We start from the raw sequence: 19,733 nt of genomic DNA, 5'->3' as shown, positions 1-19,733 counted from the left end.
ATTTTCTTATTACCAAAATATTCCCAAGCGAGTTATACCACCAGGCTATGAATTTATTTTCCAGAGAAAATATACAGGACCTCTATCCTTTGTCCCCGATGCAGGAGGGCATGTACTTTCATGCCATGCTGGCGCCAGACTCCTCTGCATATTTACAGCAGTTTTCCTATACAATAACAGGTGAACTCAGCTTGCCCCTGCTCAGGCGTGCCGTGGACACCCTTATGAAACGTTACGATATTCTCCGGACAGTTTTTGTTCAGAAGTCGTCGAAGCGTATTCACCAGGTAGTATTAAAGGAAGCCGGTACTCCTTTTTATTTTGAAGATATTAGTCATGTGCCGGATGTACCGGCAAAAGTAGCTGCCTTTAAAGCGCTCGACAGACAACAGCCATTCAACCTGTCGGGAGAACTATTGCTGCGGATAGCTGTGTTGAAAACGGCGGCAGCGGGCTTTGAAATCATTCTTTCGTTTCATCATATCCTAATGGATGGTTGGTGTACCGCTATCATCATGAATGATTTTACACGGATATACAGCGCGCTTTGCGCCTCGGAGCAATATCAGCCTGAACCTGTACCGGCCTACCGTCAGTATATCAACTGGCTGGAAAAGCAGGATCGGACCAGTGCATTAAAATACTGGAGAGGTTACCTGGAATTGTGTGAGAACTTTTCAGCTTTTCCCTTGCTGCAATCCCAGGGCGAAGTATATCGGAACCAGGTAACAGAACATTCGCTGGATGCTGATACTACGGCCCGGTTACTAACTGTTGCCGCGGCCCGCGGCGTTACAGCCTACACCGTGATGCAGGCCACCTGGAGTATATTGCTTGCCCGGTATAGCGGTAGTCAGCAGGTAGTCTTTGGAGCAGTAGTGTCTGGCCGGCCCGCAGAAATACCCGGCATAGAAACGATGGTGGGGCTGTTTATCAATACTGTGCCTGTTAAAGCGGAAATCGATGATACCCTTACACAGGAACAATTATGGAAGAGCATCCAATGCGACGCCACCGCATCTATGCCTTATCATTATTTTTCATTGGCAAGTATACTGCAGCAGGCAGACGGGGATAGCCTGTTCGATCATGTACTGGTATATGAAAACTATCCCGTTGCACAGGGAAGCGGCACCGGTAATAACGCTGCCGGTTATACGATTACTGGTATTGCAGCTTTTGAACAAACAAATTATGATCTCAATGTGGTGCTGTCATTGTCCGGTCAGCTCCACCTCAAAATAATATATAACGAAAGCCGCTACAACCGGGTTTTTATAGAAGACTTGGCGATGCAATATCTCCATCTCCTTGGGATCGCCGCCAATGAGCCTTCACAGTGTATTGCCACTATCGGGCTGATGGCTCCTGCCGGCACCGATGCATGGGGAAAGGTGTCTTATCCCGCAGATGCTACTATTCATGGATTATTTGAAAAACAGGCATTACTACATCCGGAAGCAGTGGCGCTTACCTGGGAAACGGAAAGCTTTACTTACAAATGGCTCAACGACAGGGCTGCTCAGATCGCCTGTAGCCTCCGTCGTATGGGTGTTGGCAGGGAAATGGTGGTAACGTTGCTGTTGGATCGCACCCCCGATATGATTGCAGGGATACTGGGCGTGTTGAAGGCTGGTGGGGCATATCTGCCTATTGTCCCGGATCAGCCGGCGTCGCGTATTCAGTTCATGGTAATAGACAGTGGCTCCAGTATTATACTCACCAACCGGGTAATAGCGCCCAACATGTTTCCCGGTGTCCAGGTACTGGATATACAGCAACTGCAGGCACAGGATGAATATGCGGAAGTAGTGGGGGTAGCCGGTTTGCCGGATGATCTGGCTTACATTATCTACACTTCCGGAACTACAGGAACACCTAAAGGCGCAATGATCTCGCACCGGAATATTGTCCGGCTGCTTTTTAATGATGCGTTTCAGTTTGATTTTGACCGACAGGATGTGTGGACCTTTTTTCATAACTATAATTTCGATTTTTCTGTTTGGGAAATGTATGGGGCTCTTTTGTATGGAGGCCGATTGGTAATTGTGCCGGAAAAAACAATACAGGATCCGGCGCTTTTCAGGGAGATGTTGAACCGGGAATCTGTAACGGTATTGAATCAAACACCTTCTGCCTTCTACAATCTGATCCGCACCGACCAGGAAGCTGAGGATACCCCGCTTAACTTGCGCTATGTCATTTTTGGCGGCGAAGCACTTAATCCCGTGAAACTGAAATACTGGCACTACAGATATCCGCAATGCAAGCTGATCAATATGTTTGGCATTACGGAAACCACCGTGCATGTGACCTATAAGGAGATAGGTGCGGAAGAAATAGATGCGGGCCACAGTAATATCGGAAGGCCTATTCCCACATTAGACATCTATATCGTGGATAGATACGGTCGCCGTTTACCTATGGGAGCCATCGGTGAAATTTGTGTTACCGGCTGCGGATTGTCGCGAGGCTATCTGAATCGGCCGGAACTAACAGCGTTGAGGTTTATATCGAATCCTTTTGTGGCAGGCGAACGTCTTTATTTGTCGGGAGATCTCGGTGTGCTGACAACCACAGGCGAAGTGATATACCTGGGAAGAAAAGATGACCAGGTAAAAATAAAAGGGCATCGTATTGAGTTGGGAGAAATCGCATCAGTGTTGCTGCAGCACGAAGACGTGGAAGACGTTACCGTGGTGGCAAAACATGACAATACAGGTGCGGCACAATTGGTAGCTTACGTTATACCATGTGGTAACGCTACTACCAACTCTCTTCGCGATTACCTGCGGGGTAAACTGCCGGCTTATATGATACCCGCTTATTGGGTGTTGCTCGGGCAGTTCCCATTAACGCCAAATGGAAAGATCAACAAAAAGCAGTTGCCCGCATGGGAGAATGCCACTGCTGCCGAAGTAATTGCCCTGGAGAACAAATACGAGGAAAAACTACTCCCGGTATGGTTACAGGTACTGGAGCTGGAAGCCATTTCCCGCGATCAGCATTTCTTTGATATAGGAGGAGACTCTATCAGGGCCGTACGGGTGATAGGCGGTATCAATGAAGTATTGGGCAGCAACCTCACCGTGGCTGCTATTTATGAACATGATACCATTGCCGGGCTGGCAGAGTATCTCGACAGGGAATTGGGGCTCCTGATTCCTGATGACCTGTCTGTAGCCCGTCAACATTTTGCAACTGTAGCTGCAACGGTGCTTGATAAACTGCCGGCAACAACGAGAGAACATATCGAAGCAGTGTTTCCCATGAGCGACACCGAGATGGGGATGGTGTTTCACAACAAAAGTAACCGTGAAGATGCAGGGGTTTATATAGACCAGTTTTCCTATGTGCTGCCCTATACTGATTTTGATAAAGCCCGTTTTGAAAATGCCTTCCGGCTGATGGTGGAAAAACATGAAATATTAAGGACTGCCTTCGACCTGGATATAACTGAAGTGCCCGTGCAAATTGTATACAGGAACGTACAGGCGGCAATTTCTTTTTCAGATATTTCACACCTGGGACTTGCGGAGCAGGAAGCCTGGTTGAAAAACTATGCGCATAGGGAGCGGACGGCTATCACGGATATTTCCATACCGCCGTTATACAGCATGGCTGTGTTTACGCTGGGAGCGGGCGGAGTGGCCCTTATCTGGACGTTTCACCATGCTATCCTCGATGGTTGGAGTAATGCATCTTTTATTACGGAACTGAATAATACCTATATCCGGTTATACGGTAACCCCGGATTATATATCGGAAAGCTACGCTGCTCTTATGAAGATTTTGTGGCTGAGGCTATGGTGAGGGTGGTGCAGGAGGAAACAGTACAATATTGGCGTAGTGCGCTGGAAGGCGCAAGGCGCTATGTATTGCCCGATAGCCCCCCCGTTGCGCAACAGCTGTCAGGCCCCTGTCGCCACACCTTCCTGATAGAGAATGTCACAATGGCGCAGATCAGGGCGTTTTGTAAAGAGCATGGCGTCACCCTGAAACATGCCATTTTCAGCGCATATGCCTACGCGCTTGGAATGCTTAGTTATGATACCTCCTTTGTTGTAGGAGTGGTTACCAACAGCCGCCCTGGCCGCAGGGATGGCGACAAAGTGTTAGGCTGTTTTCTTAATACGCTGCCATTCCGGGTATCTGTACCTGCCGGAGGAAACTGGCTGCAATATGTGCAGGATATCGACGCCCGGCTGAAGCGGCAGAAACGCCATGAGGGCATTTCATTATACCAGGTCGCTAAACTGACCGGAGAGGCCTCGGGTGATCGTAACCTTTTCTTTGATGTCCTGTTCAATTATGTTGATTTCCATATTTTCAAAGAGGCCATTACCGCTAAAACGGCCAGCAATGCGGCTGTACCGTTGGTGGAGGGATTTGAAAACACCAACACGTTCTTCGATTTTAGCGCCAATGGAACTTTTGATCAGCTTCAGGTCATTATCACTTACGAGCAAGCCAGGATAGATGCTACCACTGTCGGAAAGATTACGGATTATTTCCGGGAAGCAATTCACGGGATTGTTCATACGCCGTTTTATACCATTAGCCGGGAAGGGTTATTTATCCCGGAAGATATTCAGATGCTGGGTATGCACGACAAAACGGATGTGCTTTTTCCGACTACCATGACACTCACGGAATGTTTGGCCGCACAGCAACAATTTTATCCCGACAAGATAGCCGTAGTGATGAACGATGAAGCGATTACCTATACCGCGCTAGCCCGGCTGTCGGACAATATTGCCGCGGCATTAATGGCCAAGGGGGTATCCCCCGGTGCGATCGTGGCCATTATGCTGAACAAAAGTATTAATATGGTTCCCGCTATGGTGGGCATATTGAAGGCCGGTGCAGCCTACCTGCCGATAGACCCGGAGTTACCGTTACAAAGGATTATGTTTTTACTGGATGACAGCCGGGCAGCGATCCTGCTCACAGAGGAAGCTAATATGGCCATAGCGAAGCACCCGCAAGTGCTGTTGATAGAAAATATCGATGACAGCTGTATAGGAGCGTTGCCGGAGATGCCCCGTGTACAAAGCGACTCCCCTGCCTATGTCATCTATACCTCAGGTACAACAGGAAAGCCCAAAGGAGTGGTGGTTTCCCATAAAAATGTTATAAGGTTGTTTTTTAATGAAACACCCTTATTTGATTTCTCGCAAACAGACACCTGGACATTTTTTCACGCATACAACTTCGATTTCTCTGTATGGGAAATGTATGGTGCATTATTGTTTGGGGGCAGGCTGGTGATGATTCCCCGGTCAGTGACCCGGAATCCCGACCTGTTCCTGGATATACTTGAAAAAGAGAAAGTTACTGTTTTAAACCAGACGCCGTCAGCCTTCTATAGCCTGGCGGGTATAGAAGAACAGCGTAGGACTGGTTTACAGCTGCGTTATGTGATATTTGGCGGTGAAGCGCTGTCTCCCGCCCGGCTAAAAAGTTTTCATGTCCGTCATCCGCGTACTGCCCTCGTCAACATGTTTGGCATCACAGAAACGACTGTACACGTTACGTTTAAAGAAATCACGCTTCATGAAATCAACAATAATATCAGTAATATCGGAAAACCTATACCCACTCTCGGTATACGTATTGTTGATGAGTTGGGTAATCCGCTGCCACCAGGCGTACCGGGCGAGCTTACGGTGAAAGGTGCAGGTGTTGCCCTTGGGTATCTTAATCAGCCTGAGTTAACACAAGAACGCTACCGGCAGTTTTCAGGGAACAGATGGTATATGTCGGGCGATTTGTGCCGCATGTTGCCGGATGGAGATCTGGAATATATGGGCCGTATAGACGACCAGGTGAAAATAAGAGGATACCGGATTGAACTGGCAGAAATAGAGAATACACTGAGCCAATACCCCGGTATTCATGAAGTGGTGGTGATATGCATCGGCAGAGAGGATGAGGCGGTGATCAGTGCATATTATACCGCTGAGCAAGACTTGCAAACGGAAGGGATTCGAACTTTCCTGGAAAGCTGGATGCCGCATTATATGGTGCCTGCTTACTTTACCAGGGTGCTCTCCTGGCCGTTGACAGCAAATGGTAAGCTGGATAAAAAGAAACTGCCACTGCCTGGAATAGCTCCGGCAGATCATTATAAGGCGCCGGCCAACTCACTGGAACAACAGGTCGCAGAGATCTGGGAGGAAATCCTGCAGCTCAAAAGGATCAGTACCACAGAAAGCTATTTTAATATCGGGGGGGATTCCATCAAAGCCATTCGTTTGCTCAGTGTGATGAACAAACGGCTGAAAGTACCTGTGAGCGTGGCAGACCTGTACAACAACGACACCATCACAAAGCTTGCATTAATTATCAGGAATAAACAGCCGGAGGCTATCGATTACCCGTCGTTGGTGGCGGCGGAAGTAGAAGCACTGAAACAAATGGTATTACAGCATCCCGGGATACCGGCCCCTGAAAATATTGAAGATGTATATCCAATGAGTGATATACAAAAAGGAATGTTCTTCCACCATATGAAGGAAGAAGGTATGGTTTACCACGATCAGATGGTTCACCAGCTGCATTATCCCGGGTTCGATATCCGGCTGTTTAAAAAAGCATTGGGAATAATGGCAGATCGTCATCCTATACTCCGCACCGGTTTTGATATCAGCAATTTTTCGCAGCCTCTTCAGCTGGTATACCGGCAGCTCAACCTGCCGCTGGAGTATATCGATTTATGCGCAAGCGATGTAAAAGATCAGGAGGTATTTATAACAGCATTGATGGAAAAGGACCGTAAACGCCCCTTTACGGAAGCAGACCGGCCGCTGTGGCGATTCGCTGTTATCAGGCTCGCAGAGGATGAGGTATTCGTTCTTTTTGTTTGCCATCATGCTATTCTGGATGGCTGGAGCGATGCGTCTTTTAATACGGAACTTCACAATATTTATACTTCCCTGAAACAAAATAATTACCGGCCGGCATCTTCCCTGAAAGCTGGTTATAAAGATTTTGTGCTGCAGCAGCTGGCCATGAAGAGAGAGGGAGCCGGAGCCGGTTTCTGGAAAAAAGAGCTGGAAGACTATAATAAAATAGCGTTCTCCCGGCAGGTAAAGGATGATACCGAAACAACCCCCGGCAGGCTACGGATTAAAGCCGACGCCAGATGGCTGGAACAGCTTAACCGGCTTGCTGCAGCGGAACATGTCAGCATACGCACAATTACATTTGCGGCCTATTTGCAGATGTTGTCGATGTTATCTTTTAATAATGATGTATTGTCGGGCTACGTGACCAGTAACCGCCCCGTAACGGAAGACGGGGATATGATACTGGGTTGTTTTCTGAATACAATTCCTTTCCGGTTAAAGATACCATACCCGCTTACATGGTCCGGTTATCTGCAAATGGTAGACAATAAACTGAAAGCGGTCAAACCCTACGAATGGGTGCCCCTTCCCGAAATAGTAGCGCAGCTTCCCGAAGGCCGCCAGGGAGGAAACCCGTTATTTGATACGATATTCAATTTCGTGGATTTTCATATCTATGATCAACTCCGCTATGAGCCAACACAACAACAGAAAACAGGTTACCCGCAGCTTCAAATAGAAGGCCGGTCGGATACTAATACCCTGCTGGATTTTACGATAGATGCTACAGCTGGCAGGGTCATAGTATCGCTTACCTACGATCGTCGTTATATCTCCGATGAGGAGGCCCGGAAACTGCATAATTACTTTCATACGGCTACTTTGTTGATGGCCGGACAGCCCGGGAAGGAAATGAACAAAATAGACCTGATCGCGCAGCAGGAACGTACTATGCTACTGTATAAACGAAATGAAACGGCGTACGACTATCAGACGGACAACACTATTCACGGGCTTATTGCACTGCAGGCGGCTGCTTATCCTTATCGTTGTGCATACAAATATGGCGCAGCATCGCTGACATTTGCCGGGTTGAATGGAAAGGCGAATGAATTGGCTCATTTGCTGGAAAAACAGTTGTCTCCGGGATGCCGGTACGTACCTGTACTGATGCGTAAATGCCTCGATCTGCCGGTGACGATACTGGCTATCTTGAAAACAGGAAGAGCATTTGCATTGCTGGATATACAATGGCCGGAAGAGCGTATTGCCGCTATTGTAGACAGACTGGGAAGCAGGGTGTTGATGGTGAATGAGGAAAGTGAAAAACAATTGCAGCATAGCAAACGACTACTGCCAATGTGTATGGTTTGTAACCAGGAACAACTCCCGGAAACAACCGTGGGTCTGGTGAAAGAGGTAGCTCCACGCGACCCGCTTTTTGTAATCCATACTTCCGGAACTACGGGACAACCCAAGGCGGTGGTGAACCATCATGCAGGTATCCTGAACAGGTTCCTCTACATGAATAAACGATATGGTGTTCGCGAGAATGATGTGGTGTTGGTAACCAGTAATGTGGCTTTTGATAGTGTAGTATGGCAGTTGTTATGGCCGCTGACGAATGGAATTCCTGCTATATTACCACAATGGGAGGGAATAGATCCGGTAAAGCTACCCGACCTGATAGCAGCAGAAAAAGTAACGATAACAGATTTTGTACCATCCGTATTTAATATAGTGGTGGATATTATAGAACCGCAGCAGGATACCATGCGGCATAAATTGGCCACCTTACGCCAGTTGCTGATCGGAGGAGAGGCCATGAGTGCTTCTCATATTAACCGTTTCCTCCGGCTATTCCCGGAAGTGAGCATCACGAATGCTTATGGGCCGAGTGAAACATCTATAGGAACCGTATTTTATGAAGTGTCTGCCGGATGGGAGGGTGCTATTCCCATCGGGAGGCCAATTGATAATGTTCATTGCCTGGTGCTGGACAAAAACAGGTGCCTGTTGCCCGATGGTGTTATAGGAGAATTGTATCTGGGCGGAATATGTGTTGGCAGTGGTTACCTCGGTGATGCCAGGCATACGGCCGAAGTGTTTACCACGTTGCCGTTCGAGGGTTATGATCAGGAAGTATTCTACCAGACGGGCGACCTTGTACGTTATATGCCGGACGGAAATCTCTCTTACATTGGACGGAAGGATGAACAGGTGAAGATAAGAGGTATCCGTATCGAGCTGGAGGAAATTGCTGCTGTGCTGAGAAAACATTCACAAATCAAAGAAACGTTTGTACAACATTTGTTACAGGATGGGAAATCCTCACTGGTAGCCTATTTTACGTCTGGTGTCACGATGGACCATACCACGCTCGCCACCTTCCTGTCAGCCTATCTTCCGGGATATATGATACCGGAATATTTTATACAGATGGATGGTTTTCCTGTTACGCTCAACGGCAAGCTGGACAAAAGCAGTTTGCCTATGCCCAAATTGGCACGCAAAACAGCAGGCACTCCGGCAGGTAACGAACAGGAGGCCCGGCTTGTTGAAATGATGGCTACGGTATTACATAAGGGAGCAGATAGACCGGGCATCGATGATAATTTCTTTGAACTCGGAGGACATTCCCTTACGGCAATGGTACTGGTAAGCCAGATAAGGCAGCTACTTGGTGCACATGTGCCGCTGAAAGTGCTCTATGCAACCCCTACGGCAAGAAGCCTTGCAGAATATATCAGTGGACACGCGGAAAGAGTATTACCGACCGTTATTCAGCCTGCTGTGCCGGCAAACAATTATCCGCTGACATTACCACAAAGAAGGCTTTTTGTGTTGCATCAGCGGAACCCTGCACATACGGGTTATCATATTACACGTGTGTTTAGCATAGACAATGGCATAAAACAGGAAGACCTGCAAAAAATCTTCAGTACGCTGGTGCGCCGGCACGAAAGTCTCCGGACATCTTTTGAAATGATAGGTGATAGTCCCCGCTTAGTGGTACACGAAAACATAAGCCCGCAAATCAGGCATATTGAACGACGTGGAGAGGATACGGAATCGCTGATCCGGCAGTTTGTACAACCTTTCCAGCTGGAAGTGGCACCGCTGTTCAGGATAGGCTGGATCAACAGCGGTCATGAAAACCCATTGATGATCATTGATATGCATCATATCATTTCTGATGGCATTTCGCAAGATATACTGGCTGCGGAGTTCGCAGCATTGGCAGCAGGACGCACCTTGCCGGCGCTGTCTTTACAGTATAAGGACTATGCAGTTTGGAAAGCCCAGTTGTTGCATGCCGGCGACAGTAAGGACTATTGGACCAGGAAGCTGACTAATGCAACCTTCGGGCTTGAGCTTCCATGGGATAAGGCTGCGATGGGCGCTTCCCGTAGCAGTGGAATGTATTCTTTTCGCTTCACTGAACAACAGAGCGCTGGTGTGCGGAGGTTAATGTCTGCACTGGGCTGTTCCCAGTTCAGCTTGTTGCTTGGCATGTACCATATTTTGCTGGCTAAACTAACAGGTTCGCTGGATGTTGTAAGCGGAGCAGTGGTGGCCGGAAGGCCCCACTGGCAACTGCAATCGGTAGTGGGCTTGTTTGTGAACACCCTACCGGTGCGCTTACCGGTTGCCAGCCAGGTTCCCCTGACAGAATGGTTACAGTTGTTCCATGATAATATACTACAGGCATTACAATACCAGGATGAAGACATTGATGCTGTGGTAGATGAACTGATTAGTGCCGGTAACATGGAGTACGCGCGGGATTATACAGCGATGTTTACGCTTCAGCTGCCTTCAACTCCCGGGGAAACCGGTGAAGATCTGCCATTTGCCGGCATGTCGCCCGCTCCTTATCAGCCGGCACACGCGATCTGCGACCTGGTACTCGCGGCGGGTGAAAACAATGGTGGTTTTGATTTTGTGTTCCAGTATGATACACAACGCCTGCTGCCATCTACCATTAGTAAATTCTCCGAATATTTTATATCCATTGCCGACCAGTTATGCCACCGGCATGGTTTAACCTTTGAACAACTGCATATTGGACAAACTTTCAGGCTTGCTGAAGCCATCATTATTGATTCCGATCCCAATCTATCCTGGTAAAAAAAGACTTTATGACAAACTACGAATTTACAGAAGAAAAGCTTATGGCTGCCGCTGAGCGAACATCTGAAAAAAAATTCTGGAAGGACGCTCTCTCTGGTAACTGGGAATACAGTAGTATTCCGGTAGATAGTATCAGTAATACGGATGCAACACGAAGCGCTTGCGTACAGATAGCCTTGCCGGATGAACTGATATCGTTGCTGGCTACTTTCAGCCACACTTCGCCTGCCAGGCTCCACATAATATTAATGTCCGGCCTGGGGTTGCTGATGCAAAAATATAATCGCCGGGATATATTCCTCCTGGGAACACCGATCTATCGCCAGGAGCCGGCAGGCGACTATCTGAATACCGTTCTGCCGGTTATGTTTGTATTCGATGGAGCCTGCTCTTTTAGGGAACTGCTCAGGAAAACACAACATACTATGCAGGAGGCGATCAATCACCAGAATTTTCCTGTTGAGATACTGGCAGGCGATTACAGTAAAAATAATACGGACGCACTTTTCCCGCTTTTTGATATTTCGTTGGCGCTGGAACCTCTGCAACAATCGGTCAGCCTCCAACATATTCCCCACCGCATAATGTTCGGATTTAGTGTGCCAACAACCGGCACGCCGGTTAGTTTACAGATACACTATGATCCAAACAGCTACCAGGCTGAAACAATGACACAGCTGGGCGCTTATTACAAACATTTGCTGCATATGGCTCTGCAGCATCCCGATCAGGATATATCCGCGCTGACCCTGGCAGACAATGATGATATGCTGGCGTGGATCAGAAAAGTGAATCCTGTAGTCAGGCGGGTGGAAGGACCATGCCATCTTGCAGCACTGTTCAATCAGCAATCCATCCGTTTCCCTGAAAGGATAGCGGTTAGCTGTAAAGGTGCTACGATGACTTATGAACAGCTGGAACAGGAAACCAATAAACTCGCTGCCTATCTACAGGCGAAACATGTTGGTTGGCAGGACCGCGTGGCCGTATTGCTGGAGTCTTCGGTTGATTTTGTAGTGGCTATCCTGGGTATATTAAAGACGGGAGCTGTATATGTACCGGTATCGCCTTCCTACCCGGTAAACCGGATCCAATATATCCTGGAGGATAGCTCCCCGGCGGCGGTGATTACTACACCTGGGTTTAGGGACAAAGTACCGGAAAGGAAACAGGTAGTGATGATCGGCGATTACAAGGAAGCTGCATTGGCGCCATTAAACAAGGTGGTTGCGGATGGAGATGACCTGGCTTATATTATCTATACCAGTGGCTCTACAGGGATGCCCAAGGGAGTAATGGTGTCTCACAGGAATGTGGTGAACCTGGTTCATGGGTTAACGGTTGCCATTTACGACAGGTTGGCGCCAGAACCATTGAATATCTGTCAGCTGGCGCCCTTTGAATTTGATGCTTCGGTGCAGCAGATTTTCTGCAGCCTTTTATCAGGCCACGCTTTATACATTGTGTCGGAGGAAGACAGGACAAAGGGAGATAATATCATTGCTTTTTACCGGGAGCATCGCATCAGTGTTTCTGATGGAACACCTGCACATATCCGGCTGCTGTTGGAAAGCCTCCGGGGAGGTAATCAAATGCCTGGTCTGCGTCAGATGATTATTGCGGGTGAGGCATTTCCGGCAACGCTCGCGAAGGCATTTCTGGAATATACAGCTTCTTCCGGTTTGCAACTGAGTAATCTGTATGGACCTACAGAGGCCTGTGTGGATGCCACTGTTTATGACGTAATCCCCGATCGGATACCACCTGCAGCAGTATTGCCGATTGGCCGCCCGCTGGCCAATCAATGCATATATATTCTTGATGAACATCTGAATGTGCAGCCTCCCGGTATTGCCGGTGAAATTTATATCGGTGGAGAAGGTGTTTCCCGGGGATATCAGGGGAAGAAAGAACTGACGCTGGATAGGTTCTTGCCGGACCCGTTCAGGGCTGGAAAAATGATGTACCGCTCCGGAGATAAGGCCCGGTGGATGAACGACGGTAATATCCTGTTTCTTGGCCGACTGGATGAACAGGTAAAAATTAATGGTTACAGGATTGAACCGGCTGAAATAGTCTCACAGATCACACAGGCATCGTTTATCCGCGCCGCTTGTGTCACCGCAAATGGTCAGGAAGAAGACAGGCAGCTGACCGCATACGTAGTGCCGGACGAGCGAGAAGCTTTGCTGCTGAGCCGCCTGTTGCAAATAGGAGAACAGGGAGGCTTTGTAGAGCTGCCTGATAAAATATCCCTTTTTGCCGCCAGCCGTAAAGATGCGGGGGAAGTATACGAGGAGGTTTTTGGAGGGCAGGCAGCATGGTGTAAACAGTTGCGTTTACCACAGCGGCCGGTGATACTGGACGTCGGTGCTAATATTGGTATCTTCAGCATATTCGTTACACAGTTGCGTACAGCGGCGCAGATATATGCCTTTGAACCTGTTCCGCAGATTTTCGGGGTGTTGAAAAAAAATATGGCCCTGTATGGAATCAGCGCTCAACTGTTTAATATCGGTGTAGCGAACGAAAACGGCGCTGCCGGATTCACTTACTATCCGGAAAGCCCGGCCATGTCCGGACGCTTTGCCAAAGCGGAGGAAGATGGAAACCTGTTGCGGCAGATTATCCTGAACAAAGGCGGACATCAATTAAGTGAAGAAGAAACAAGTCAGCTGTTAAAACAGCGCCTGGAAATGGTGGAAGTAACCTGTAATATTACCACCATAAGGGATATTATCGTTGCTAACCAGCTGACAGTAATAGATCTGCTGAAAATAGATGTGGAAAAAGGCGAGTGGGATGTACTGCTTGGAATAGGAGATAGCGACTGGGCCATTATTCGTCAGATCATCATCGAAGTGCATGATATAGATGACAGGTTGCTTAAGATCACTGCCCTGTTACAGGAGAAAGGTTTCAGTTATGAAGTGACCCAGGATACCGGTTATGAAAATACGGGATTGTATAATGTGTATGCAGTTCGCCCGGTGATGGAAGGTTATATGCCGCTGAGGTTTGATATGGACGCTTGGCGGACAAGTCTTAAAGGTAAAGGGCCAATAGCGGTTACTGATATATTGAGAAGCCGGTTGGAAAAGAGCCTGCCTCCATATATGCTTCCGGCAGATTATATATGGGTAGCAGATTTGCCACTGATGTCCAATGGGAAAACGGACCTTCGGGGATTGACTGCAATGAAGGGATTGCAGGTGGTTCGCAATGAAGATGAATGGGGGGAGATTGGTCTTACAGGAAGAAAGATCAGGGCCATCTGGGAAAACGTGCTGAAAAAAGATGGGTTTGGTCCCAATGATAGTTTCTTTACCATCGGTGGTAATTCAGTAAAAGCCATCCAGGTAGCCTCCCGTATTCATCACCAGCTGCAGGTGAAAGCTACGCTTACGGATATCTTTAAATATCCTACCATCAAGGAGCTGGCAACAGCTATGGACGCCCGGGCCGATAAAGATGAACTACTGATTCCCATTGCTCCTGCCCAGGCTTCACATCCGTTATCCGGCGCTCAGCGGCGTTTTCTTACCGCGCATTATGTTCAGGAAGAAAATACCAGCTATAACCTGCCTTTCTTTGTGGAGATCAATGGTCCACTTGACGTTGACAGGCTGAAGCAGGCTTTTGGAAAACTGACAAACCGCCATGAATCGTTACGCACCTGTTTTGAAGTTGCAGGCCAGCCAGCTCAGAAAATTGTTACCGGCAGTACGCTCACAATAGGTTGGCAGGATATGTCGACCCTATTGCCGGAGCAGGTAGCGGCTGATATACAAGTCCGTACCGCAGCGTTCATCAGGCCTTTTGATCTTACTGTCGCGCCGCTGATGCGTGTAGACCTGGTAAAATACGCTGCAAACAGGCATTTACTGCTGGTTGATATGCATCATATTATTTCCGATGGCTTTTCCTTCCAGGTATTCCTGAAAGACCTGGTAGCCTTGTATGAGGGAAAAACGCTGCCCCCCCTGCGAATACAGTATAAAGATTTCGCTGTTTGGGAAAACGGCGAAAAACAACAACAGAAATTACGTAATCAGGAACAGTATTGGCTTGCCCAGTTCAGCGGGGAGATTCCGGTATTGTCACTGGAAGGCGATTATCCGCCTTCCCGGCGGGTTGCTGGCAGAGGCAGTGTTGTACAGGGAGAATTTAGCGTGCAGCGGTCTGCCGAATTAAGGAAGCTAATGGAAAAGGAAAACGTTACTTTTTTTGCGTTAACCTTCACGCTGTATAGTATCCTGTTGTCCAAATTGTCGCGTCAGCAGGATATTGTAATCGGCACTCCGTTATTGGGGCGACGCCATCCCGACCTGGAGATGATCATGGGTGCCTTCGTAAATACCCTCGCTATCAGGACCCGCCCCGAAAATCAGAAAACATTTGAAAGCTATCTCCGTGAAGTAAAACAGTTGCTGCTAAAAGGATTTGAGAATCAGGATTATCAGTTTGAGCAACTGGTAGAAGCGGTGGCGCCATTCTATGACAAGAACCGTCCCAACCCGCTTTTCTCCGTCTGGTTTGCCGTGCAGCAACAGGATACCCAGGTAGCTGCAAAAGGTAATCAGGAACTGACTTTCGATAATGTGCACGCTTCGGATAACAGCACACAGTTCGACCTTAGTCTCACAATGATAGACAGGCCGGATGAAATTAAAATTATATTACAGTATAATAATACCGTTTTCAAAGAAGATACGGCGTGGCGTTTTATAGACTACCTGAAGATACTGGCTGATTGTATTTGCAAACATCCGGAAATGCCTGTAGGCCAATTTGAATTTTCATCTGCACTTTCTCACGCTGATACAGGTATACAGGACATTAAACTGCGCTTTTAAATAACTAATAACCCGATTTCGCTGATGATGAATTTAAGAAGCAGGGAAGCTTTGTTTGCTGCCGCTGCCCGTAGTACAACAGAAAAGGACTACTGGTTGCAGGAAATGAATGCGTTACCTCAGAAATGCTGTTTCCCTTATGATTACTTCCCTGTCAGCGGAGAGGAACCCCTGTATCAGGATTATAAGTGCTCGCTCGGGAAAGAAGTATCTGAACGATTGTTGTGGCTCAGCTATTCGTCAGAAGAAGCATTGCAGGTATATGCGTTGTCACTGGTATGCCTGCTGCTTTTTAGATATGGCGGATATGATGAGGTCGTGCTGGGGGTACCTATTTACCAGCAGAATCGGGACAACCTGATTAATACGTGCTTCCCGCTGCGTGTCCACCTAAGGCCGGACATGACTTTCCAGGACCTGGCAGAGCGGGTGAAAGATCGCCTGCTCGCAGGAATGGCACATCAGAATTATCCATTGGAGGTGCTGGCAGATGATTTACAGCGGCCGGCCGCCATGGGAGAACCTTGCTCCCTTTTTGATATTTCAGTGATCATACAGGGATTACAACCTGCCTGGTATGTTCAATATTTGCCTCACCAGCTGTCTTTTACTTTTGAAGTGACGCCTGAAGGTGTAGCGATGACGTTGCGTTTTAACAGCCGGTTATATGAGCCAGCTACCATTCAATCGTTGGTCACCGCATTCCTTCAGCTGCAAAAAAATGTGCTCTTTGAAACCGGAAGCCCATTGGCTACCCTGCCGTGGAACGAAAAGAAAGAAAAAGTTTGTCCGGAGAATACGGCATTGCATACAGATATTCCCTCACTCATTACCGCATATGCGGAGAAAGCACCGGATGCAATAGCCATTGTTTGTGAGGAGCGACAGATTACCTATAAAACACTGGTTGAAAAAAGTCGCCATATAGCGGCCCATATTCAACGCTTGAGCATGCCGGAAAATACGCTGGTAGCTGTGTTGTTGGAAGATGATGTTACGACTATTATCGCTTGCATCGGTATTATGATGGCTGGACATGCCTTTGTGCCATTAGACGGATACGACACCCTGGCCAGACAACAGGCTGCTATTCGTGACGCTTCGCCACAATACCTCGTGGCAGATCGCAATCTGGCAGACAGGCTCGAAATAAATATCCCCGTTATATGGTCTGAGGGCATTGCATCGGGCAATACCTTTATCCCGGTCAATGAAAGTAGCCTGCAACGGGCTGCATGTGCGTTATACTCATCCCTGGGAGACATGGTGCTGATCTCTCAATATGCTTTGCTGCTACATAGCAGTCATGTTATGACAACTTATTATGCAGGCATACAAAAAGTAGCATTGGCAGTAACGCCTGCCTGTTATTTAGGCATCACCACCTTATTACCTGTACTAACAGGCGGTCGGACACTTATTCTTTCGCGGAAAGGGTATGCAGATACGGCATTTATCGAATTGCTTACCAGTTGTAAACCAGACCTGATCAGGATAACAGGGGCGCAACTGGCGTTATTGTACAGGCAACTGCCGCAAGACGGGTTACCTCGCCGCATTATTACCCTGGGAAATATACCGCAACGGGCCGGGCCAGCCTTGCAGCTATCTGCCGGCAATACAACTGAAATATTACATGAATACAGCATTGCTGAAGCACCAGGTATTGTTACGATGTTCAAAGCAGGTACGGGAGCCGGATTGCCCTTCAATTGTCCCTTACAGGAGCATGTAACGGTACGTGATACCTGTTGTATGGAAATGCCTGTGGGCCTGAAAGGAAATATTTATTTCAGCGGGGACGGACTGGCCATAGGATATATTAACACGCCGCAACAGACGGCGGCGACTTTTAAGGGAACAGGAGCAAATCGCTACTTTATTTCGGTTGATAGAGGCTATTATCAGGATGGCAGCCTGTTTCTTTATATAGGCAATGAGGCGCCTGTAACGACTGGAAGGTATCGTTATTCCGTCAACGAAGCAGAAAATACTATACGCAATTTCCCTGGCGTGAAAGAGGTGGTACTCTGTAAAGATCCCCGTCAGCCGGAAGCGCTCCTTGCCTTTGTACTCAGTAATGATGATCCCCATGTAATGCATACCACCTGGGAAAATATGGCCGTACAGCAGTTACCTCCCTTTATGATTCCATCCGCATTTATAGTAGTAGCTGAAATCCCGCTTACACACAAAGGTTTGCCTGATAGCAGCCGGCTGTTGCTGAACAGGGAGAGGAATGCAGGTTATGAATCGCCTTGTGGGCGTATAGAAGAACGTGTTGCGCAGATATGGGACGAATTACTGAAAGACAACAGTTCCCGCATCAGCAGAGATGATGATTTTTTTTCACTTGGCGGGCAGTCACTCAAAGCGATCCAGATGGCATCGAGGATTTCGGGCATTTTTAAGGTCAGGATTTCGCTGGTAGATATTCTCCGGGTACGAACCTTGAAGAAGATAGCAGCATTGGTGGAGGAGCGCGGAGGGATACCTGTAACCGGGATGATGCCGGCTGTGCGTAAGTTATATTACCATACTACCTCTGCACAACGTAAGCTATACAGCCTCCAGCAGCTGCAGCCAACTACTACCACGTATAATATGACACAAGCCTATGCGCTGCGTGGTGGGGTGGATATACCGCAACTGGAAACTGCTTTTCGCCGCCTGATAGAAAGACATGAAGCATTGCGTACTTCTTTTGAGGTCATAAACGGAGAACTGTACCAGCAGATACATGCCTCGGTAGACTTTAACCTGCAGTTACTGGAGGTCGCCGATGGTAAAGACATCCATAAGTTATTGCAGCATACCATACGCCCCTTCGATTTAAGCCGGGCCCCATTAATAAGTGTTACCTGCATCACAGCAGGAGAACAGACATGGCTGATCGCCGATGCGCATCACATTATTTCTGATGGGATTTCTCATCAGCTGATGGCCAGGGACTTATCAGGGTTTTATGCAGGTATCACACCTCAGCCTCTGAAACTTCATTTTAAAGATTATGTGGAGTGGTTACACACCGAAGGGGCAAAAACACTCGCTGCTCAGGAGCAATTTTGGTGCAGCGAATTCAGCATTCCTGTAACCCCCCTGCGACTCCCTCTAAGTTTTAAAAGACCGGCACTCCGGGATTTTAAAGGACAGACGATCTCTTTTGAAATGGATGCGCTGCTCACAGAGCGCCTCCGCCGGTTGGCGATGCATGAAGGAGTTACGTTGTTTGTACTCGTGCTGTCCCTTTATAATATCCTGTTAGCGCGTATCTCCGGCCAGGAAGATCTCGTGGTGGGTATACCGGTATCGGACCGGCAACAGGTGGAAATGGAGCCAGTCGTTGGTTGTTTTGTTAATACGATCGCACTGCGGAGTTATCCGGCGGCGCATAAAAGCCTGTCGGCTTTTATGGTAGAGGTGAATCACCGCCTGCAGCAAGCTTTGGCCAATCAGCAGTACCCGATAGAGGAGTTGGTATACAAACTGGAACATGCCGGCGCGAAGAATAGGAATGCACTCTTCGATGTGACTTTCTCGTATAACGAAGCCGCCGAAGAGGAAAATATTGACCACCTGCCGGATATGCAACCGCTGCATATAGGGAACAGGCACGCAAAGTTTGACCTAACCCTGCACTGTCTCGCGTATGAAGAAAAACTACTGCTGGCTTTTGAATACAGTACTCAGCTCTTTGATGAGCACGCCGTCAGGCAGTTTATTGGCTACCTGCTTCAACTCGCGCATGCGGTGGAGGAGGGCGGGCACCTGTTGCTCTCCGATCTGCAGTTGTCCGTTACGCTAAACAGCCTGCGGGAAAATAAAGATGATAAAGAAATAGAATTCTCCTTCTAAGCAGATTCAGATAAGTTTTTCCTTAAAAAAGATTAGC

Annotated in this window: 3 protein-coding genes; all 3 read left to right on the top strand. The window is 48.0% G+C overall.

Going from position 1 to position 19,733, the window contains the following annotated elements; all coding sequences use genetic code 11:
* The first annotated feature begins 47 nt into the window (after positions 1 to 47).
* The 3 genes from ICL07_RS02735 to ICL07_RS02725 are packed head-to-tail and all read left to right on the top strand — an operon-like array spanning position 48 to position 19,696.
* On the top strand, positions 48 to 10,982 hold the full coding sequence (locus ICL07_RS02735; RefSeq protein WP_188086411.1) for a non-ribosomal peptide synthetase: 10,935 nt from the start codon (positions 48 to 50) through the stop codon (positions 10,980 to 10,982).
* An 11-nt stretch (positions 10,983 to 10,993) separates the two neighbouring features.
* Positions 10,994 to 15,841 carry a non-ribosomal peptide synthetase gene (locus ICL07_RS02730; RefSeq protein ID WP_188086410.1) on the top strand — a complete coding sequence of 1,616 codons (4,848 nt, stop codon included), beginning with the start codon at positions 10,994 to 10,996 and terminating at the stop codon, positions 15,839 to 15,841.
* A gap of 24 nt (positions 15,842 to 15,865) precedes the next feature.
* Positions 15,866 to 19,696: a condensation domain-containing protein gene (locus ICL07_RS02725; RefSeq protein WP_188086409.1), complete on the top strand. Its 3,831-nt coding sequence runs from the start codon at positions 15,866 to 15,868 to the stop codon at positions 19,694 to 19,696.
* Positions 19,697 to 19,733: the final 37 nt, after the last annotated feature.

The organism is Chitinophaga qingshengii, from assembly GCF_014529935.1.
GTDB classification, from domain to species: Bacteria; Bacteroidota; Bacteroidia; order Chitinophagales; family Chitinophagaceae; genus Chitinophaga; species Chitinophaga qingshengii.
The sequence above is the reverse complement of the archived record's forward strand: the minus strand, read 5'-3'. Positions and strand labels throughout refer to the sequence as shown.

Excerpts from the sequence above, each read along its gene's own strand:
- ICL07_RS02735 (WP_188086411.1), top strand. The coding sequence starts at position 48 with ATGAATTTATTTTCCAGAGAAAATATACAGGACCTCTATCCTTTGTCC.
- ICL07_RS02730 (WP_188086410.1), top strand. The coding sequence starts at position 10,994 with ATGACAAACTACGAATTTACAGAAGAAAAGCTTATGGCTGCCGCTGAG.
- ICL07_RS02725 (WP_188086409.1), top strand. The coding sequence starts at position 15,866 with ATGATGAATTTAAGAAGCAGGGAAGCTTTGTTTGCTGCCGCTGCCCGT.